The sequence below is a fragment of the Pantoea leporis genome (assembly GCF_028048155.1).
Lineage (GTDB): Bacteria > Pseudomonadota > Gammaproteobacteria > Enterobacterales > Enterobacteriaceae > Pantoea > Pantoea leporis.
The window spans coordinates 96977-115408 of the sequence record NZ_JALMEU010000003.1 but is presented as its reverse complement, the minus strand read 5'-3'; the positions used below and the strand labels follow the sequence as shown (position 1 = coordinate 115408).

At 56.4% G+C, this 18432-nt stretch carries 20 protein-coding genes; 12 read left to right on the top strand and 8 right to left on the bottom strand.

Translation table 11 applies throughout. The features are described 5' to 3' along the window. Window positions 1-27: 27 nt before the first annotated feature. Window positions 28-531: a GNAT family N-acetyltransferase gene (locus tag MWH02_RS11445; RefSeq protein ID WP_110868053.1), complete on the top strand. Its 504-nt coding sequence runs from the start codon at window positions 28-30 to the stop codon at window positions 529-531. An 88-nt stretch (window positions 532-619) separates the two neighbouring features. Here the strand turns inward: MWH02_RS11445 and miaE are convergent, their stop codons facing one another. Both miaE and rraB read right to left on the bottom strand, forming a co-directional pair. Further along, the gene (gene miaE / locus MWH02_RS11440; RefSeq protein ID WP_101762230.1) at window positions 620-1381 is read right to left on the bottom strand and encodes a tRNA isopentenyl-2-thiomethyl-A-37 hydroxylase MiaE; all 762 of its coding nucleotides are present in this window, start codon (window positions 1379-1381) and stop codon (window positions 620-622) included. A gap of 60 nt (window positions 1382-1441) precedes the next feature. Then, window positions 1442-1864, bottom strand: coding sequence for a ribonuclease E inhibitor RraB (gene rraB, locus MWH02_RS11435; RefSeq protein ID WP_008104254.1), 423 nt, complete (start codon window positions 1862-1864; stop codon window positions 1442-1444). Between the two features lie 161 nt (window positions 1865-2025). Between rraB and argF the strand changes: the two genes are divergently transcribed. From argF to ridA, 4 genes are all read left to right on the top strand, one after another. Beyond that, complete coding sequence (gene argF / locus MWH02_RS11430; protein ID WP_217549204.1) at window positions 2026-3033, top strand: ornithine carbamoyltransferase; 1008 nt, start codon at window positions 2026-2028, stop codon at window positions 3031-3033. Between the two features lie 244 nt (window positions 3034-3277). Then, window positions 3278-4213 (top strand): aspartate carbamoyltransferase, encoded by a 936-nt coding sequence (pyrB, locus tag MWH02_RS11425; protein WP_137385077.1) that lies wholly within the window; start codon window positions 3278-3280, stop codon window positions 4211-4213. 10 nt (window positions 4214-4223) lie between these two features. Next, window positions 4224-4688 carry an aspartate carbamoyltransferase regulatory subunit gene (gene pyrI / locus MWH02_RS11420; protein WP_007886734.1) on the top strand — a complete coding sequence of 155 codons (465 nt, stop codon included), beginning with the start codon at window positions 4224-4226 and terminating at the stop codon, window positions 4686-4688. 78 nt (window positions 4689-4766) lie between these two features. Beyond that, a complete protein-coding gene (gene ridA / locus MWH02_RS11415; RefSeq protein WP_271460661.1) occupies window positions 4767-5153 on the top strand; it encodes a 2-iminobutanoate/2-iminopropanoate deaminase in 387 nt (128 codons plus the stop codon). 152 nt (window positions 5154-5305) lie between these two features. On the opposite strand, the gene MWH02_RS11410 is transcribed toward ridA, so the two are convergent. Continuing rightward, window positions 5306-7690, bottom strand: a complete 2385-nt coding sequence (locus MWH02_RS11410; protein ID WP_271460660.1) for a beta-N-acetylhexosaminidase — start codon at window positions 7688-7690, stop codon at window positions 5306-5308. 268 nt (window positions 7691-7958) lie between these two features. Here MWH02_RS11410 and nrdD point away from each other — a divergent pair, with 268 nt between their 5' ends. After that, complete coding sequence (gene nrdD, locus MWH02_RS11405; RefSeq protein WP_271460659.1) at window positions 7959-10097, top strand: anaerobic ribonucleoside-triphosphate reductase; 2139 nt, start codon at window positions 7959-7961, stop codon at window positions 10095-10097. Continuing rightward, complete coding sequence (gene nrdG / locus MWH02_RS11400; protein ID WP_101762236.1) at window positions 10094-10660, top strand: anaerobic ribonucleoside-triphosphate reductase-activating protein; 567 nt, start codon at window positions 10094-10096, stop codon at window positions 10658-10660. The genes nrdD and nrdG overlap by 4 nt, the downstream gene beginning before the upstream one ends. On the opposite strand, the gene MWH02_RS11395 is transcribed toward nrdG, so the two are convergent. Next, entirely contained in the window at window positions 10553-11587 is a 1035-nt protein-coding gene (locus tag MWH02_RS11395) for a permease (RefSeq protein WP_271460658.1), read from the bottom strand. The genes nrdG and MWH02_RS11395 overlap by 108 nt on opposite strands. A 238-nt stretch (window positions 11588-11825) precedes the next feature. Between MWH02_RS11395 and MWH02_RS11390 the strand changes: the two genes are divergently transcribed. Next, window positions 11826-12347, top strand: a complete 522-nt coding sequence (locus MWH02_RS11390; protein ID WP_271460657.1) for a type 1 glutamine amidotransferase domain-containing protein — start codon at window positions 11826-11828, stop codon at window positions 12345-12347. Window positions 12348-12385: 38 nt separating this feature from the next. On the opposite strand, the gene MWH02_RS11385 is transcribed toward MWH02_RS11390, so the two are convergent. Continuing rightward, window positions 12386-12811: a YhbP family protein gene (locus MWH02_RS11385; RefSeq protein WP_271460656.1), complete on the bottom strand. Its 426-nt coding sequence runs from the start codon at window positions 12809-12811 to the stop codon at window positions 12386-12388. Between the two features lie 80 nt (window positions 12812-12891). Between MWH02_RS11385 and MWH02_RS11380 the strand changes: the two genes are divergently transcribed. After that, complete coding sequence (locus MWH02_RS11380) at window positions 12892-13179, top strand: GIY-YIG nuclease family protein (RefSeq protein WP_101762240.1); 288 nt, start codon at window positions 12892-12894, stop codon at window positions 13177-13179. Here the strand turns inward: MWH02_RS11380 and MWH02_RS11375 are convergent. Both MWH02_RS11375 and ubiT read right to left on the bottom strand, forming a co-directional pair. After that, the gene (locus tag MWH02_RS11375; RefSeq protein ID WP_101762241.1) at window positions 13163-13669 is read right to left on the bottom strand and encodes a GNAT family N-acetyltransferase; all 507 of its coding nucleotides are present in this window, start codon (window positions 13667-13669) and stop codon (window positions 13163-13165) included. The genes MWH02_RS11380 and MWH02_RS11375 overlap by 17 nt on opposite strands. Beyond that, window positions 13663-14187, bottom strand: a complete 525-nt coding sequence (gene ubiT / locus MWH02_RS11370) for a ubiquinone anaerobic biosynthesis accessory factor UbiT (RefSeq protein ID WP_036648365.1) — start codon at window positions 14185-14187, stop codon at window positions 13663-13665. The genes MWH02_RS11375 and ubiT overlap by 7 nt, the downstream gene beginning before the upstream one ends. 203 nt (window positions 14188-14390) lie before the next feature. On the opposite strand from ubiT, the gene ubiU reads away from it, so the two are divergent. From ubiU to MWH02_RS11355, 3 genes are all read left to right on the top strand, one after another. Beyond that, window positions 14391-15386 carry a ubiquinone anaerobic biosynthesis protein UbiU gene (gene ubiU, locus MWH02_RS11365; protein ID WP_271460655.1) on the top strand — a complete coding sequence of 332 codons (996 nt, stop codon included), beginning with the start codon at window positions 14391-14393 and terminating at the stop codon, window positions 15384-15386. Between the two features lie 9 nt (window positions 15387-15395). Continuing rightward, the gene (locus MWH02_RS11360) at window positions 15396-16280 is read left to right on the top strand and encodes a U32 family peptidase (protein ID WP_101762243.1); all 885 of its coding nucleotides are present in this window, start codon (window positions 15396-15398) and stop codon (window positions 16278-16280) included. A gap of 117 nt (window positions 16281-16397) precedes the next feature. Then, window positions 16398-17408, top strand: a complete 1011-nt coding sequence (locus tag MWH02_RS11355) for a luciferase-like monooxygenase (protein WP_137385066.1) — start codon at window positions 16398-16400, stop codon at window positions 17406-17408. A gap of 3 nt (window positions 17409-17411) precedes the next feature. On the opposite strand, the gene MWH02_RS11350 is transcribed toward MWH02_RS11355, so the two are convergent. Next, window positions 17412-18329 (bottom strand): AraC family transcriptional regulator, encoded by a 918-nt coding sequence (locus tag MWH02_RS11350; protein ID WP_271460654.1) that lies wholly within the window; start codon window positions 18327-18329, stop codon window positions 17412-17414. Between the last annotated feature and the right edge of the window lie 103 nt (window positions 18330-18432).

Genomic DNA, 18432 nt, shown 5'->3' with positions numbered 1-18432 from the left:
CCGGCTTTTTTATACCGGAAGATAATGATGACCAGCGACGCTCCCATCAATTTAAAGGTGCGCCCCATTTCAGCCGCCGATAACCCGCTGATTGCGCAGGTGATCCGTGATGTGTCAGCCGAATTTGGCCTGACGGCGGATAAAGGCTACACCGTGTCCGATCCCCATCTCGATCGCCTGTTCGAACTCTACAGCGAAGCCAACAGCGCTTACTGGATTGTCGAACATGATGGTGTGGTGGTGGGCGGCGGCGGCGTTGCACCGCTGGCCTGTAGCGCGCCGGATATCTGTGAGCTGCAGAAAATGTATTTCCTGCCGCAAGTGCGCGGCTTAGGTCTGGCGCGCGATCTGGCGCTGCGTGCCATGGAATTCGCCCGTCAGCAGGGCTTTCAGCGCTGCTATCTGGAAACCACCGGCAGTTTGACGCGTGCGATTAAGTTGTATGAGTCGTTGGGGTTTGAGCTGATTGAGAGCGCGATGGGTTGTACCGGGCATGTGGATTGTGAAGTGCGGATGCTGAAGGTGTTGTGATGTGCTCGCTGTGTGTGCTCGCTGTCCCCCATCCCGGCCTTCCCCCGCTAGCGGGGGAAGGCCGGGATGGGGGACAGCGCGCACAAACCTAAACCGCCGGCACTCCACTATGAAACCGCAGTTCGCCATCCGGCTCGCTGATTAAGCGCGCTTCTGCCTCGCCAAACACCTGCACGCGAGGCGCAATCTCCTTCGGCGAAATCTGCTGCGCCAGCTTCAGGTAATCCTGATAGTGACGCGCTTCCGAGCGCAGCAGCGAAATATAGAACTTCTCCAGTTGCTCATCCAGATACGGCGCCAGGCTGGCGAAACGTTCGCAGGATCGCGCTTCGATGTACGCCCCGCAAATCAGCTTATCCACCAGCGCTTCCGGCTCGTATGTGCGAATTTCGCGAATCAAACCTTTGGCATAGCGGCTGGCAGTGATTTTGCGATACGGCAAACCGCGCGACTGCATGATTTCCCACACCTGATAGAAGTGGTGCAGCTCCTCTTTCACCAGCAGCACCATCATCTCCACCAAATCATCGGCCCACGGCAGCTCGTTGCGCACGATAATGCTTTTGGTCAGATTCTTGTGGGCATTGATAAAGTTACCGTCCTGCTCGTCGCGGTAGATAAAATCTTCATACGGCTTGAGCCACGCCAGAATGGCATCACCACTTGGCTTATCCGCCACGTATTTACGGATGATGAACACCGCGGTTTGCGCGGCTTTCAATTCACAAACCATGTGATCGGTGAGCAGCAACGTCAGATTTTCCGGCTTGCGCGCTTCATCAATCCACGCTTGTGGCGTGCGGCAATGCAGGAATTGATAGATCGGTTCTAATAGCGGAGCGTAATTCATGGGCAGTCTTTTGTCTTACGGGGAAACGTGTTCAGGGCGGCGAGTGCCGCCCAGTCATGCTTAGTGACGCACACCGTTGTCTTCTTCGTCGTCGATGAACTCGCCATCGTCGTCTTCATCTTCGGCATCAGGATCTTCAAAGTAGGTGCCCCACCCGTCGTAATCGACGTTGTAGCTGCCCGCCAGATTCACCAGCTGCTCAACCTGCGCATCAATCAGCTCTGGCTTCAACGCGCCTTCGCTCAGGATATCCACACACATTACGGTGGTGCCGTCTTCCAGCTCCAGCTCTTCTGGCTCGCTCACTTCGTAGCCCAGCTTGAAGGCATCAACCGCGACCTTCTCCAGCGAGTCGAAGTTGTTGCAGGAGAGATGATGCTCAATAGTGTAAAGCGCATCTGGATCGCTGCCGTCTTCCAGCAACTCTTCAATGATCAGTCGCGTCTCTTCGCGCTGTTCTTCCAGCAATGCTTCATATGCCATGGGTGTGTCCTCAAATATTCGGCTGAATTCAATTATTTTCCCACACTGCCTCGCGCGCCACTACACAAAACAACAAGTTTCTTAGCGCTGGGGTTGAAAATGCATATTCATACGGTTAGATTGAATTTTAATTCATTTAATGTAGGCATCCGGAGCGCTGTATGAGTCAGCTACATCAAAGACATTTCCTGAGATTGCTGGATTTCACCCCAGCCGAAATCGATTCTCTGCTGAGTCTGGCAGGTGAATTAAAACACGCAAAGAAAAATGCCAGCGAAACGCAGTACCTGAAAGGCAAAAACATCGCGCTCATCTTCGAAAAAGACTCGACTCGTACCCGATGCTCTTTCGAAGTTGCCGCTTACGATCAGGGCGCTAACGTCACCTATCTCGGCCCAAGCGGCAGCCAAATTGGCCATAAAGAGTCGATGAAAGACACCGCGCGCGTGCTGGGACGCATGTATGACGGTATTCAATATCGCGGCTACGGCCAGGAACTGGTGGAAACCTTAGCGGAATTCGCTGGCGTGCCAGTGTGGAACGGCCTGACCACCGAATTCCATCCCACGCAACTGCTGGCCGATCTGCTGACAATGCAGGAGCATCTGCCGGGTAAATCGCTGAATGAAATGACGCTGGTTTACGTCGGCGATGCACGCAACAACATGGGCAACAGCATGCTGGAAGCCGCTGCGCTGGTCGGCATGGATCTGCGTCTGGTGGCGCCAAAAGGCTGCTGGCCGGAAGCGGAACTGGTGGAGCAATGCCGCGTGGCCGCACAGCAAACCGGTGGCAAAATCACCCTGACTGAAGATATCGCTGAAGGGGTGCAAGGTGCCGACTTCATCTACACGGATGTGTGGGTGTCGATGGGCGAAGCCAAATCGGTGTGGGAAGATCGCATCGCCCTGCTGCGTCCTTATCAGGTTAATAGCGCGATGCTGGCGCTGACCGGCAATCCGCAGGTGAAGTTCCTGCACTGCTTACCGGCCTTCCATGACGACAAAACCACGCTGGGCCGTCAAATGGCCGAGCAGCACGGTTTGCACGATGGCATGGAAGTGAGTAATGAGGTGTTTGAATCTGCGCACAGCATCGTGTTCGATCAGGCTGAAAACCGCATGCACACCATTAAAGCGGTGATGGTCGCGACGCTCGGCAAGCTATGATTGGTGGCGCCGCAAACGTTTACCTCGCGCGCGATATTTGCTTGATGCAAATCAGTGAATGCGTATAATGCGGCCCAATTTGCCGGAGGAAACATGCAACAGCGCAGCGCACAATTTGACGCTCAACGACGCCTGACAGCGGGCGGCGCATCTGTTTCTTTCCGTCATCAATCGATCGTAAAAAAAGCCCCTTAAGCAGGGGCTTTTTTTTTGTCCGCAATCCGGCAGCGCAGAGGAGAACGCTATGGCCAACCCGCTATATCGCAAGCACATTATTTCCATCAACGATCTCAACCGCGACGAGCTGGAGCTGGTGCTGCATACCGCTGCCCAGCTGAAAGCCAATCCCCAGCCGGAGCTGCTGAAACACAATGTGATCGCCAGCTGCTTCTTTGAGGCTTCAACGCGTACGCGTTTGTCGTTTGAAACCGCGATGCATCGTCTCGGTGCGTCAGTGGTGGGCTTCGCCGACGGTAGCAACACCTCGCTCGGCAAGAAAGGCGAAACCCTCGCCGATACCATTTCGGTGATTGGGACTTACGTTGATGCCATCGTGATGCGTCATCCGCAGGAAGGCGCAGCGCGTCTGGCGACGGAATTCTCCGGCGGCATTCCGATTCTCAACGCCGGTGATGGCGCTAACCAGCATCCAACGCAAACGCTGCTCGATCTCTTCACCATCCGCGAAACGCAAAATCGCCTGGATAACCTGAATGTGGCAATGGTCGGCGACCTGAAATATGGCCGCACCGTGCATTCACTGACGCAGGCGCTGGCGAAGTTCGATGGCAATCGCTTCTTCTTTATCGCGCCGGATGCGCTGGCGATGCCGGCGTACATCACCGATATGCTGGATGAGCAGAACATTGCCTGGTCACGCCACGACACCATCGAAGAAGTGATGCCAGAACTCGATATTCTGTATATGACGCGCGTGCAGAAAGAGCGCCTCGATCCGTCGGAATACGCCAACGTTAAAGCACAGTTCATTCTGCGTGCCGCTGATTTAGCCGGTGCGCGCGACAACATGAAAGTGCTGCATCCGCTGCCGCGTATCGACGAGATCACCACCGACGTGGATAGCACGCCGCACGCCTGGTATTTTCAGCAGGCTGGAAATGGCATCTTCGCTCGCCAGGCGCTGCTGGCGCTGGTACTGAATCGCGAACTGGCACTGTAAGGAGAAAGCGATGACTCACGATAATAAATTGCAGGTTGAAGCCATCAAACGCGGCACGGTGATTGACCATATCCCGGCGCAGGTCGGCTTTAAGTTACTTTCGCTGTTTCGTCTGACCGAAACCGATCAGCGCATCACCATCGGCCTCAACTTGCCGTCGGGCGAGATGGGCCGTAAAGATCTGATCAAGATCGAAAATACCTTCCTGACCGATGATCAGATCAATCAGTTGGCGGTGTATGCGCCGCTCGCCACGGTAAACCGCATTGACGAATACGAAGTGGTGGCGAAGATCGCCCCCACCTTGCCGGATCGTATTGACCGCGTGCTGACCTGCCCGAACAGCAACTGTATCAGCCGTAACGAGCCGGTGTTCACCAGTTTTGCGGTGAAAAAGCGTGAAGATGATGTGCATCTGAAGTGCAAATATTGCGAGAAAGAGTTCGCGCGCCACGTGGTGCTCGGTCACTGGTAATCGCCCGCGTCGTCCCTATAATGGGACGATTCATTTCGCGGCGGACATCGGTCGGCCGCGCACTTTCAAGGAGAAACAATGTCTCGCGAAATCATTACTTCAAACGCACCCGCAGCGATTGGCCCTTACGTGCAGGGCGTGGATCTCGGCAGCATGATCATCACTTCAGGCCAGATCCCGGTTGATCCGGCCACCGGCGCCGTTGCCGACGATGTTTCCGCGCAGGCACGTCAATCACTGGAAAATGTGAAGGCGATTGTCGAAGCCGCCGGCCTGAAAGTGGGCGATATCGTGAAAACCACCGTGTTTGTGAAGGATTTGAATGACTTCGCCACCGTGAACGCGACCTATGAAGCGTTCTTCACCGAGCACAACGCCAGCTTCCCGGCGCGTTCGTGCGTGGAAGTGGCGCGCCTGCCGAAAGATGTGAAGATTGAGATCGAGGCGATTGCGGTACGTCGTTGATTTGGTTAGTGCTGGCTGTCCCCCTCCTCGGTCCTCCCCCATAAATGGGGGAGGAAGATGCTGCCACATGTCAGTATTGAAGCTGCATGTGGCAGCATCTCCTTCCCCCGCTTGCGGGGGAAGGCCGGGATGGGGGACAGCCAGCACAATATTTATTTAAACGATCGCAACAACTTCTCCAGCGGCCGCACCAGCGCCAGCACTGTTTCATCCTGCACCTGCGCTGCCGCATCCAGTTGCGTATGCATCTGCGCCACCTCACCTGCGCCATACGCCTGATTACGTTCCAGCGCATTGACCAAATCCAGTCCCATTCGGCTCAACTCTGCTACTTGCTGTACTTGCTGCTGCAGCGGCTTGAGCTGATAGCTGCCCAGAATTAGCGGCATCACCGCATCGCTGTTGTTCTGCCAGCGCTGCAATTGCTGACGGATGGCATGCGCCGCCGCATGATCGGCGCGATTGGCGATCAAGCGATCCACCTGCTTATCCAGCACACGCACCGCATTGCTCTCGGCCGGCAACACATCCGCCAAACGATTGAGCGGTTCAAAATAGTCGTAATGTCCCGCCTGAAATTTCAGATGCTGGCGCGTGTAGTATTGCGCTGGCTCCAGCACTTCGGCCAATATGCGCAGCGGCGTGATGTCACTGCTGTTCGCCAGTCGCATCATCTGCACTTCAGCCTGCTGATGCTGCTGCAAGCCGACAGAAACAGTGCTCCAGCGATCCACCGCGCTCAGGCGCTGATACATGTTATCGCTGTCGGTGACATCCTGCGCCGACCATAAACGCTCCGCCACCACAAAGGCGCGCGGCCACAGGCGTGTGTCGATTACCCGGCTGTTAACGTTCTCCGCCCACAGTGCCGCTTCGCCGCCAATCAGGTTGTTCTGCATCTGTTGCGGCGTCGGCAGCGATGGCGTAATGCCGGTTGGCACCTGAGGCAACTTGCTGCCTTCTGCGGGATAGCGCACGTTGCCCACCAGCATATAACCGGTCAGCTTGTCTTGCGTTAGCGTCACCATCGGCTGGAATGGCCCCATCCACGTATCGACGCTGAACGTCAGCTGTGTGGGCGACAGCCAGCGGATATCACTGACCATGCGACGCGCTTTGCCGCTGAAATCGATAAAGCCGCGCCAGCCGTTTTTCCCTTCTATCAGGGTAAAGCTGCCTTTCAGCGCGCTGCCTTTCAAACGCGGCATGGTGAATTGCCAGCTCTGCGCCTGCTCACCTGCCTGCACCTGATCCGCGCCGTTAAGCCCCTGCGGCCAGGGTTCATTGCGATAGTGATAGGCGGCGGTTTGCGGCTGATCGAGATAGAAACCGGTGGAGAGAATGCCGCGAAAGTCGTTTTTCGCCACCGTGCCCAACGCATCCTGTCCTTGCCACGATTGAATCAGAATGCTTTTAGGCAGATCAGGATGGTAAACCTCATCCCAGCCGATCATGCGGCGCTGATGCGCTTCGAGGATTTTCTCAACGCGCTGATTAAACCAGGCTTGCAGCGCATGCGTATCCTTTAAACCGTGGTCGCGCATAAACTGCTGAATGCGTGTGGAATCATTCCACTGGGTTGGATCAACCTCATCACCGCCAATGTGGATGTAGGGATCGGGGAAGATCGCCGTCACTTCGCCCATTAAGGTGTCGATAAAGCGAAATACCGCTTCGTTGCTGGGATCGAGCAGCGGCTTAAACACGCCCCAGCCGCGCTCCATCTGATACGGTCCCGGCGCGCTCATTAACTCCGGCATCGCTACTGCTATCGCCGACGCATGACCGGGCAGATCGATTTCCGGTACCACGCGTACGCCGCGCTGCGTGGCGTAGCGCACCACATCGCGCATCTGCTGCTGCGTGTAGTACAAGCCGTCACTGGCTTTCTCCTGCAGCTGCGGATAGTGGCTGGAGGCAAATCGCCAACCTTGATCGTCGGTTAAGTGCCAGTGAAACACGTTCATACGCGCGGCGGCGATGCCGTCGATTTGTCGTTTCACGGTTTCAATTGGCAGGAAGTGGCGCGCCGAATCGATCAGCACGCCGCGCCACGGAAAGCGCGGTTTGTCATCAATGGTGACGTAGGGAATTTCGGTGCCGTTTTCGGTGTTTTCAATCAGCTGCAGCACGGTTTCCATGCCGCGCATCGCGCCAAAGCGCGTGTTGGCTTCCAGCAAGACGCCATCGCTGTTAACCAGCAGATGATAACTTTCGTCGCTGTCTGGTTGGGGAAGCGGATCAACCGCCTGCGCGATTTGTACCTGAATGCTGGGATGATCGCTGGATGCGCTGGCCGGCAGCAGCGGCCAGCCGGTTTGCCGCGCAATGCGCGCGCGCCAGCGCGATTCAGCACCTTCCAGATGATCGCCCGAGATATGCAACGTGAGGTGCGGTGTTAACGCATACGCCCCGCCGCCGCCTGGCTGGACAACGCTTTGTGGCCACGGCATCAGCGGTAAATCTCCAGCCGGCGCGGCGAAGGCGGAAAAAGTCATGGATAAACAACAGGCAAGCAGAGTTCTTTGCAATGGCATCTGGGCATCCTTGTAAATGAAACAACGGACCAAAATGGGCAAAAGGCCCATTAAACCTGTTTCGCATTGCAAAGCAAGTGGCCGCAAACTGAAATCAAGGCGGGTTAATACTTTTGTATTTTAGCCAGATTAACCATTGCGCGGCTTTCATTCCTGGTTGTGGCTTCTTTGTTGTAGGTCAAACCGCCGGCGATTAATCTCAGCGCAAACACCACATATAGCGATTAAACTCCTTAAAATTATCTACATATAGTTTCATGGAGAAGAAATGGCGACGGTGGTGATTAAGCGTGACGGCTGCAGAGTGCCGTTTGATGCGCAGCGGATCGAGGCGGCAGTCAACGCGGCTGCAGTTGCGGCACAAATCGATGATACGGCGTGGTGCGCGCAAGTGGCGGCGCAGGTCAGCCAGCAGCTGGCTGAACAGGCTGAAGTGGATATCCGCGACATCCAGTGTGCGGTGGAAGAGACGCTAATGAGCGGACGCTGGCCGCAGTTGGCGCGTGCCTACATCGAATATCGCCATGACCGCGATTTAGCACGCGAGCAGCGCGGTAAACTGCATCACGCTATTCGCGGTTTAGTGGAGCAAACCAACGCCGCGCTGCTCAATGAAAACGCCAATAAAGACAGCAAAGTGATTCCCACCCAGCGCGATCTGCTGGCTGGCATCGTCGCCAAACATTACGCTCAGCAGCAACTCTTGCCACGCGATGTGGTGCTGGCGCATGAACGTGGTGACATCCACTATCACGATCTCGACTATTCTCCGTTCTTCCCGATGTTTAACTGCATGCTAATCGATCTGCACGGCATGCTGACCCACGGTTTTAAGATGGGCAACGCCGAGATCGAGCCGCCCAAATCAATCGCCACCGCCACGGCGGTGACCGCACAGATCATCGCGCAGGTCGCCAGCCACATTTACGGCGGCACCACCATCAATCGCATTGATGAAGTGCTGGCACCGTTCGTTACGCTCAGTCTGGAAAAACACCGCGCGGTGGCGCTGGAATGGCAGATTCCAAATGCCGAAGCCTATGCGCGCCTTCGCACCGAGAAAGAGTGCTACGACGCGTTTCAGTCGCTGGAGTATGAAGTGAATACGCTGCACACCGCCAATGGCCAGACGCCGTTTGTCACCTTTGGCTTTGGCCTCGGCACCGACTGGGCCGCGCGCCTGATCCAGCAATCCATTCTACGCAACCGCATTGCCGGGCTCGGCAAAAATCATAAAACCGCGGTGTTCCCGAAACTGGTGTTTGCTATCCGCGAAGGCGTGAATCGTCGGCCTGGCGATGTTAATTACGATATCAAGCAGCTGGCGTTAGAGTGCGCCAGCAAGCGCATGTATCCGGATATCCTCAACTACGAAAAAGTGGTGGAAGTGACCGGCTCGTTTAAAACGCCGATGGGCTGCCGTAGCTTCCTTGGCGTCTACGAGGAGAACGGCGAGCAGATTCACGAAGGCCGCAACAATATTGGCGTCATTAGCCTCAATCTGCCACGTATCGCGCTGCAAGCCAAAGGCGATGAAGCGCAGTTCTGGCGCTTGCTCGATGAACGTCTGGCGCTGGCGAAACGTGCCTTAATGACGCGTATAGCCCGGTTGGAAAAAACCAAAGCGCGCGTAGCGCCGATTCTCTATATGGAAGGTGCCTGCGGCGTGCGCCTGAAAGCGGATGACGAAGTGGGCGCCATTTTCCGCAACGGCCGCGCCTCAATTTCCCTTGGCTACATCGGCTTGCATGAAACGCTGAATGCGCTGAGCGGCAACCAAGTGCATCCGTATGACGCCGATTACCTGCGGGAAAAAGGCGTGGCGATTGTCACGCACCTGCGCCGCGCGGTGGATGCGTGGAAAGCGGAAACCGGCTACGGCTTCAGCTTGTACAGCACGCCGAGCGAGAATCTGTGCGACCGCTTCTGTCGCCTCGATGCCGCCGAATTTGGCGTGGTGGCCGGCGTTACCGACAAAGGGTATTACACCAATAGCTTCCATCTCGACGTGGAGAAGAAGGTCAATCCGTACGACAAGATCGACTTTGAAGCGCCCTATCCCGCCATCGCTAACGGCGGATTCATCTGTTACGGCGAATATCCCAATATCCAGCACAACCTCAAAGCGCTCGAAGATGTCTGGGATTACAGCTATCACCGCGTGCCCTATTACGGCACCAATACGCCGATTGATGAGTGCTACGAATGCGGCTTTAGCGGCGAGTTTAGCTGCACCAGCAAAGGGTTTACCTGCCCATGCTGTGGTAATCACGATCCGGCGCGCGTGTCGGTGACGCGCCGCGTGTGCGGCTATCTCGGCAGCCCGGATGCGCGTCCGTTTAACGCCGGTAAGCAGCAAGAAGTACAGCGGCGCGTTAAACATCTGGAGACAGGAAAACTGGGATGATGCGCATCCACGGCTATTATCCGGTTGATATCGTTAACGGGCCCGGCACGCGCTGCACGCTGTTTGTCGCGGGCTGCGAACATCAGTGTCGCGGCTGCTACAACCAAAGCACGTGGCGGCTGGATTCCGGCGTGCCGTTTACGCTGGAGATGGAAGAGCAGCTGATCGCCGATCTTAACGATCGGCGCATTGCGCGCCAGGGCTTGTCGCTGAGCGGCGGCGATCCGCTGCATCCGCACAACGTGCCGCATATACGTCGTCTGGTGAAACGCGTGCGGCGTGAGTGTCCGGATAAGGATATCTGGCTGTGGACCGGATATGAAATGGCGGAACTCAGCGCGGCGCAGCGCGAAGTGGTGGAGGAAATTGATGTGCTGATTGATGGACGCTTTATCGAAGCGGAGAAAGATGCGCGGCTGCTGTGGCGTGGCAGCCGCAATCAGAAGATTTGGTGGTTACGCCAGCCACAAGGCGAGCACGCCGAGCAGCATGCCGCTGCCTGCCACGCCGATCAGCGCGATCCACAGCGCCCGTGCGGGAAAGGCGCGATGCAGCATCAATAACGACGGCACACTCACGGCGGGCAGCGTGACTAATAACGCCAGCGCGGGCGCAATGCCCATGCCCGCCAGCATCATGGTCTGCACAATCGGGATTTCCGCGGCGGTAGGAATCACAAACAGGCAGCCGGCGATTGCCATCAACATCACCCAAAACAGCGTATTACCCACCGCGCCATCCGCGTGCGGGAACAGCCACACGCGCGCGGCGCCGAGCAATAATACCGCGACGATATACAGCGGAATGGTGTTGCAGAACAGTCGCCACATCACCCGCAGCCAGCGTGACAGAAACGGCTGCTCATCGCGGGCCGGGATAACGGGCGCGGTAACGGCTTGATCCGGCACGCTGCACTGCACCAGCCACGCGATGCCCAACACCATCATCAAACCTGCCACCAGCCGAATCGCCGCAAAATGCCAGCCGAGCACAAAGCCCATAAAAATCAGCGTGGCAGGATTGAGCAGCGGATTCGCCAGCCAGAACGCCATCGCCGCACCGCTGGAAACCTGTGACTGACGTAAGCCAGCGGTCACTGGTGCCGCACAGCAGCTGCACATCATGCCCGGCAAACCTAATCCAGTGCCCATCAGCGTCGAGCCAAAGCGTGAGCTGCCCATCAGACGCAGCAGCCAGGCGCGCGGAATCAGCACCTGCACCAACGATCCGAGGATCACCCCGAGCACGGCCGCTTTCCACACGGCGAGGAAATAGACCATGGCGTAATCAAGCGCCGCGCGCCACGGTGAGTCCGCCGCATTGGCCAGAATCGATTTACCGATCGAATGCGTTTCGGCAGCAGTAAAGGCTTTGCCGTAATAAGGCTGCCATTTGACATACCACAGGCCGATTACTACCACGGCGAGGAACAGCAGCGGTTTCCACCAGGCGAAGCGTGTCGCCGGGGCATGAGAAGTGAGTTGGGTCATCACGGAATTCCGTATTCAACTGAATAACGATGCCGCGTTAGGATACGCGGCGGAAAGGCCTTAGTGTCATTCAGGTCATTTCATTGCGCCATGTGGAAATCGCCTAAACTTGATCCGGCGCGGAAATTTACCTCCCGGAAGAATTGCCGGCTGGCTTGCTTTTTGCGACATGGCTACCAGGCTTGTTGGGTTAGAAGTGCAACGAACATAAGGTTCGTGATCAACAAGGAGGAAAAAGATGAGCAAGAAAATAGCGGTACTGATTACCAATGAATTTGAAGACTCAGAGTTTACCTCACCAGCAGAGGCTTACACTCAGGCGGGCCATGAAGTGGTTACCATCGAGTTTAAGGCCGGCAACATCGTTAAAGGGAAGCAGGGTAAAGCTGAGGTCAACATCGACAAGGCTATTGATGATGTGAATGCAGCCGAGTTCGATGCGCTGCTGCTGCCCGGCGGACACTCTCCCGATGCCCTGCGCGGTGACGATCGTTTCGTCAACTTCACCAGGGAGTTTGTCGCCAGCGGCAAGCCGGTGTTTGCCATTTGCCATGGCCCGCAGCTGCTGATCAGCGCGAACGGCGTGCGCGGCCGCAAAATGACCAGCGTAAAAGCCATCGCCATCGATCTGCGTAATGCCGGTGCGGATTTTTACGATAAAGAAGTGGTGGTGGATGATGACAAGTTAGTTACCAGCCGCACGCCTGAAGACCTGCCCGCGTTTAATCGCGAGTCGCTGCGGATTTTGAACGCGGCCTGATAGTTTTTCCTGCATTGGGGTCGCCGTGAATGGCGGCCCTAAGGCCGGGTCCAGTTAATCTTTTTGCCAAAGCCCAGCGCATTGTCGGTCATCTTCACTTCGTCGAGCACGATTTCCCACAATGGTGCGGTGACCTTCTTTGCCACTGGAAAACGCTTCTGATAGGCGTGACGCGCAATAACTTCCCTGTCTCCGCTTAGCAGCTGAATCACGCCGCGATACTGCACGCCTTTAATCAGCAGCACACTTTTGGGCTGGCCGTTCACCGTGCCCGCCACGCGCGGATTTGACTGGATTAATGCGCCATGGCGCGTGTCTGGTTCAGTCATCAGCCAGAACGCCATGTTCGCGGCATCAAATACATAAAAGCAGTTGGCACACCACAGATCGTCGCCATGGCTGGCAGATAAAGACAGCACGTGCTGTTTTTTTAAGTAGCGAATCAGATGAGCATGGTCGGACAAAATTGGACTCCGTGCGGCGAATAGCGATGCAGCCTGAAGCGCGCTACACTGCCTGCCAGCTAATTTTCGGGATAAGTATGATGGAACAAGGCTGGCAGCTTTATCTGCTACAAACCGCCGCAGGCATGCTGTATACCGGCATCACCACCGATGTTAATCGTCGGCTGCAACAGCATCAGCAGGGACGCGGCGCGCGTTCGCTGCGTGGCAAGGGCCCGCTGACGCTGGTGTTTCACTGCGATGCGGGCGATCGGGCGGCGGCGTCACGCCTGGAATATCAGGTGAAGCAGCTGAGCCGCGCGCAAAAGCTGCTGCTGGTTGCACAGCAGCCGCCCTGCTTAGTGGCCTGGTTTAGTCGAAACGGTTAAACGGCAGCGCGAATTCGATCAGCCCTTCTGCACCGACAAACGCATCGTCGGCCAGTTTGTAAACCTGAAAGGCCGCTTCACTGCCTAACCAGCGACAGTGCAAACCATGACGTGCCGCCGGTTCAAAGCCGAGTGGATTGTAGAACTCAGGATCGCCCAGCACCACCACGGCGCTGTAGCTGAACTCATTCAGTGAATCCAACCCTTCATACACCAGCCGTTTAGCAAGGCCCTGTTTGCGCACCGATTCATCCACGGCGAGCGGCGCCAAAGCGACCCAGTTGCGGTCTTCTCCCTGCAGGGTCACCGGACTGAAAGCGGCATAACCCAGCACCTGACCTTCATCATCTGTGGCAACTACACCGAGAGTCAGCAAGCCATCTTCGCGCAGTTGCTGTATCAGTTCCGCTTCGGCAGCGGTAGCAAAACTGCGCTTTAACAGGCTATCGATGCCTGCTGCATCAACGCCAATTTCAGTACGAATCAACATGAGATCCCCGCGCGCGCCTCAGCGGCCTTCGCGTCCTGTTTCATTCCTGCCTCAATAAAAGCAGCGAGCTGCTGCAATCCCGTGCGTAATGGCGTGGGCATGGCATCCAGTTCAATGGCATCCATCAGGTTTTTCACCTCAAGTCCTAGCTCAGTGTCACCTTCAATCACCAGACGGCGTTGAAAGAACAACATATCGGGATCCGCTTTGCGTGCTGCCACCAGCAACAGATCGTTGGCTTCACCGCGAAACCAGACATCAGCCTCGGTGTCGCGCGAAACGGTCAGGCGCCCTGCTTGCAGGGTGGTGATCCAGCGCAGATTCACATCGGCAACCTCAATCCCCAGATAACGCCCTTCCAGAAAGTCTAACTCACCTTCAGACAAAGCATGACGAAATTGCCAGTTTAGGAGTTGTTGCAGAATAGCTTTTTTTAGCGGGAAAGGGGTAATGGAAACAGGTAAAGCAAGGAATTCTGGCCCTTTTTCAACAATCAGACCGCGTAAGCGCGCAAACATCATCGTCATTCCCTTCAGAAAATTTCATCTATTTTGCCACATCTGACCGGCTTCGCCTCCACTGAGATCAAGGAAATCGCCGCCTGGCTGGACGAAAAATCTTCACTCCCGATCATCAATGCCGCTTTCACTGCCTTAAATCAACATTGCTGTCGGGTCAGTTATTTACACTCTTCGGCTTCAGAATCCGGGGAGGAAAATGTATGGAACTGCTGTGTCCGGCGGGGAATTTGCCTGCGCTGAAATCGGCGGTGGAGCATGGTGCTGACGCGGTGTATGTCGGCCTGAAAGACGATACCAATGCCCGCCACTTTGCTGGCCTCAATTTTACCGATAAGAAACTGGCTGAAGCCGCACGCTATCTGCATCAGCATCGGCGCAAACTGCATGTGGCAATCAACACCTTCGCCCATCCTGATGGCATCAATCGCTGGCAAAGCGCGATTGATGTTGCCGCTCAGAACGGCGCGGATGCGTTGATTCTGGCCGATATTGCCACGCTGGAGTACGCGGCAAAACACTATCCGCAGGTTGAGCGTCACCTTTCGGTACAGGCCTCCGCCACCAATCTGCAGGCCATCCATTTTTACCATCGTCATTTTCAACTCAGCCGCGTGGTGCTGCCGCGCGTGCTGTCGATGCATCAGGTCAAACAGCTGGCGCGTGAAACGCCGGTACCGCTGGAAGTGTTCGCTTTCGGTAGCCTGTGCATTATGGCTGAAGGCCGCTGCTACCTCTCTTCCTGGCTGACCGGCGAGTCGCCTAATAGCGCGGGAGCCTGCTCGCCGGCGAAATTTGTGCGTTGGCAGCAGACGCCAAAAGGCATGGAATCGCGCCTGAATGAGGTGCTGATTGACCGTTACGCGCCCGACGAGAGCGCTGGCTATCCCACCTTGTGCAAAGGCCGTTACGAAGTGGATAACCAGCTCTATCACGTACTGGAAGAACCTACCAGCCTGAACACCTTGTCGCTGCTGCCTGAACTGCTGCGCGCCAACATTGCCTCGGTGAAAATTGAAGGACGCCAGCGCAGCCCGGCCTATGTGGCGCAGGTAGCGAAAGTTTGGCGTCAGGCCATTGATCGCTGCATGGCATCGCCGGAACAGTATGCCGTGCAGGAACCCTGGATGCAGGTGTTGGGCGAGTTATCAGAAGGCAGCCAAACCACGCTCGGTGCTTATCACCGTGACTGGCAATAAGGAGATCACATGAAATACGCCATCGGGCCGGTGCTGTGGTACTGGCCAACTGCAACGCTGGAAACCTTTTATCAACGCGCCGCCGAGAGCAGCGCCGAGATCATTTATCTCGGCGAAGCCGTCTGCAGTAAAAGACGCGCCACCTCGTTCCATCAATGGATGGACATCGCGCGCATGCTGGCGCTGCAGGGCAAGCAAGTGGTGCTGAGTACGTTGGCACTGCTGCAGTCGCCATCGGAAGTCAAAGAGCTGCGCCGCTATGTCGAGAACGGTGAGTTCCTGCTGGAAGCCAATGATATCGGCACCGTGAATATGGCGGCGGAGCGCAAATTGCCGTTTGTCGCCGGCCCAACGCTGAATGTGTATAACGCGCAGACGCTGCAACTGTTGCTGAAAGAAGGCATGACGCGCTGGTGCATTCCGGTGGAGATGTCCCGCGACTGGCTGATTCAGTTGCTGCAACAGTGCGATGCGGCGGGTGTGCGCGAACAATTTGAGGTGGAAGTGCTTGGCTATGGTCATCTGCCGCTGGCGCTGTCAGCACGCTGCTTTACCGCACGCGCCGAGAATCGTGGCAAAGATGATTGCCAAACCTGCTGCATCAATTACCCAACCGGCCGTCGCGTGCTCTCGCAGGAAGGCCAGCAGGTGTTTGTGCTCAACGGCATTCAGACCATGAGCGGCTATTGCTACAACCTCGGCAATGACCTGAGCGGCATGCATAACTGGATCGACATTGTGCGTTTGTCGCCCCAGGGCGAAAGTACGCTCGCCGAAGTGGATCGCTTCCGCGCCAACGAAGCCGGTCAGGCACCGCTAATGATGGCGCGCGGCAGTGATTGTAATGGTTATTGGCGTCGCCTGGCGGGAATGGCACTGGAAGGCGGCAGGTAAAGGCACATTCCGGCTATATTCCTGCTGTTATTAGCAGTTTTAATATAGGTAACGATGAGTAATACTCACAAGCGCAGGTCCGACTAAACACCTGCGCCATCCCTATTTGGAGTGCCCATGTCTGAGAAAAAAACTGTTCGCCTGTCCGTGTTGGATCTGGCCCCTATTCCACAAGGTTCCACTGCACGCGACGCGTTCCATAATTCGCTGGCACTGGCCCGTCAGTCCGAAGCATTGGGCTTTCACCGCTACTGGCTGGCGGAACACCATAATATGACGGGGATTGCCAGCGCCGCGACGTCAGTGCTGATTGGCTATTTAGCGGCTAATACCGAAACGCTGCGCCTCGGTTCAGGCGGCATTATGCTGCCCAATCATGCGCCGCTGGTGATCGCCGAACAGTTTGGTACCCTCGAGTCACTCTATCCTGGGCGCATCGATTTGGGACTGGGCCGCGCGCCGGGTTCCGACCAACGCACCATGCTGGCGTTGCGTCGTCATCTTTCCAGCGGCCAGGCAGATAGTTTTCCGGAAGATGTCTCTGAACTGATTCGCTGGTTTGACGCCGAAGAGGGAGAACATCCGCCAGTACAACCGGTTCCAGGTTTAGGATTGAAAATTCCGGTGTGGCTGCTCGGTTCCAGCCTGTACAGCGCGCAACTGGCCGCTCAGCTGGGTTTGCCGTTTGCATTTGCCTCGCATTTCGCGCCGGATCTGCTGTTCCAGGCGCTGCATCTTTATCGTGAGAAATTCAAACCTTCCGCGCGTCTGGCGAAGCCGTATGCGATGGTGTGCGTCAACGTTGTCGCAGCCGATAGCGAACGTGACGCCCGCTTCCTGTTCACCTCGATGCAGCAGCAGTTTATTAACCTGCGTCGCGGCAAACCGGGTCCGCTACCTGCGCCGGTGGAGAACATGGATAATCTGTGGTCGCCGTCAGAGCAATATGGCGTGCAGCAGGCACTCAGCATGTCGATTGTCGGCGATAGCGATAAAGTCCGCAGCGGCCTCGCCGCGCTGATGCGTGAAACCCAGGCGGATGAAATTATGGTTAACGGCCAGATTTACGATTCGCAGGCGCGTCTGCGCTCCTTCGCGCTGGCAATGGAAGCAGCGCGCACGCTGTAAACCTCATTGCGGTGGGTTTAACCACTCTGGGCCCACCGCAAGGGTTCGCACGTCTCGCGCCGGTGACTGACCGTGAAAACGGCTGTATTCACGACTGAACTGTGAAGCACTTTGGTAACCCACCCGATAACCCGCCGTGCCGGCATCCAGCTTCTCAATCAACATCAAACGCCGCGCCTCGTTGAGCCGCAGCTGCTTTTGATACTGCATCGGCGTCATCGCCGTTACCGCTTTAAAGTGATGATGCAGCGACGAAATACTCATCCCTACGCTGCTCGCCAGAAAATCCATTTTCAACGGCTGATGAAAGTTTTCGCGTAGCCAACGCGCGGCGCGCGCCACTTTGTTGCCTGGCCGTTCCGTCAACGCCATGTTGAGAATGCGCGGCCCTTCGGGTCCAGTCAGCAAACGATAGAAAATCTCCTGCTCAATCAACGGTGCCAGCGCAGCAATGTCCTGCGGGTGATCCAGCAACTCGACCAAACGCATCACCGCATCCACCAACGGGGGCGCGACTTTATGCACGGCGATACCGCGCTCGCTCACCGCCGTGCTGCCGAGTTGATGGTGCGGAAAGTGTTCCAGATAACGCATCAGACGCGTTTCGTTGATGGTGATGCCCACACCAAGATTCGGTTTCTCTGGCGCTGCCATGACCACGCAGGATTGCACCGGCATATCAAGTGTCACCAACAGCAAATCGCCCGGCCCGTATTGCATCACTTCATCACCCATGCGCAGCGCTTTTTGCCCCTGCGCGATCAGGGCAAAGCTCGCCCAGGTCGCCACATGCGCCAAACTGGTGGGCTGAGAACTGCGGCCGAAAGAGAGAAAGTCGATTGGGCAATAGTGACGACCATCCTGCGGTGCGTGGCGAGCAATAATTGCCACCAACTGCTGCCATTGTTCCTGATGAATCATGCGCTCGGTGCTCCGCGGTAAGAAATCACTGAGTGGATATTCTCGCTTGTGGTTGGCGCTGCGACTAGTCCTTGAACAGCAGATTTGCAGGATCGTGCAAGAA

What these genes read in the sequence shown, in the direction of transcription:
- MWH02_RS11445 (WP_110868053.1), top strand. Translation starts at nt 28, where the DNA reads ATGACCAGCGACGCTCCCATCAATTTAAAGGTGCGCCCCATTTCAGCC.
- miaE (WP_101762230.1), bottom strand. Translation starts at nt 1,381, where the DNA reads ATGAATTACGCTCCGCTATTAGAACCGATCTATCAATTCCTGCATTGC.
- rraB (WP_008104254.1), bottom strand. Translation starts at nt 1,864, where the DNA reads ATGGCATATGAAGCATTGCTGGAAGAACAGCGCGAAGAGACGCGACTG.
- argF (WP_217549204.1), top strand. Translation starts at nt 2,026, where the DNA reads ATGAGTCAGCTACATCAAAGACATTTCCTGAGATTGCTGGATTTCACC.
- pyrB (WP_137385077.1), top strand. Translation starts at nt 3,278, where the DNA reads ATGGCCAACCCGCTATATCGCAAGCACATTATTTCCATCAACGATCTC.
- pyrI (WP_007886734.1), top strand. Translation starts at nt 4,224, where the DNA reads ATGACTCACGATAATAAATTGCAGGTTGAAGCCATCAAACGCGGCACG.
- ridA (WP_271460661.1), top strand. Translation starts at nt 4,767, where the DNA reads ATGTCTCGCGAAATCATTACTTCAAACGCACCCGCAGCGATTGGCCCT.
- MWH02_RS11410 (WP_271460660.1), bottom strand. Translation starts at nt 7,690, where the DNA reads ATGCCATTGCAAAGAACTCTGCTTGCCTGTTGTTTATCCATGACTTTT.
- nrdD (WP_271460659.1), top strand. Translation starts at nt 7,959, where the DNA reads ATGGCGACGGTGGTGATTAAGCGTGACGGCTGCAGAGTGCCGTTTGAT.
- nrdG (WP_101762236.1), top strand. Translation starts at nt 10,094, where the DNA reads ATGATGCGCATCCACGGCTATTATCCGGTTGATATCGTTAACGGGCCC.
- MWH02_RS11395 (WP_271460658.1), bottom strand. Translation starts at nt 11,587, where the DNA reads ATGACCCAACTCACTTCTCATGCCCCGGCGACACGCTTCGCCTGGTGG.
- MWH02_RS11390 (WP_271460657.1), top strand. Translation starts at nt 11,826, where the DNA reads ATGAGCAAGAAAATAGCGGTACTGATTACCAATGAATTTGAAGACTCA.
- MWH02_RS11380 (WP_101762240.1), top strand. Translation starts at nt 12,892, where the DNA reads ATGGAACAAGGCTGGCAGCTTTATCTGCTACAAACCGCCGCAGGCATG.
- MWH02_RS11375 (WP_101762241.1), bottom strand. Translation starts at nt 13,669, where the DNA reads ATGTTGATTCGTACTGAAATTGGCGTTGATGCAGCAGGCATCGATAGC.
- ubiT (WP_036648365.1), bottom strand. Translation starts at nt 14,187, where the DNA reads ATGTTTGCGCGCTTACGCGGTCTGATTGTTGAAAAAGGGCCAGAATTC.
- ubiU (WP_271460655.1), top strand. Translation starts at nt 14,391, where the DNA reads ATGGAACTGCTGTGTCCGGCGGGGAATTTGCCTGCGCTGAAATCGGCG.
- MWH02_RS11360 (WP_101762243.1), top strand. Translation starts at nt 15,396, where the DNA reads ATGAAATACGCCATCGGGCCGGTGCTGTGGTACTGGCCAACTGCAACG.
- MWH02_RS11355 (WP_137385066.1), top strand. Translation starts at nt 16,398, where the DNA reads ATGTCTGAGAAAAAAACTGTTCGCCTGTCCGTGTTGGATCTGGCCCCT.
- MWH02_RS11350 (WP_271460654.1), bottom strand. Translation starts at nt 18,329, where the DNA reads ATGATTCATCAGGAACAATGGCAGCAGTTGGTGGCAATTATTGCTCGC.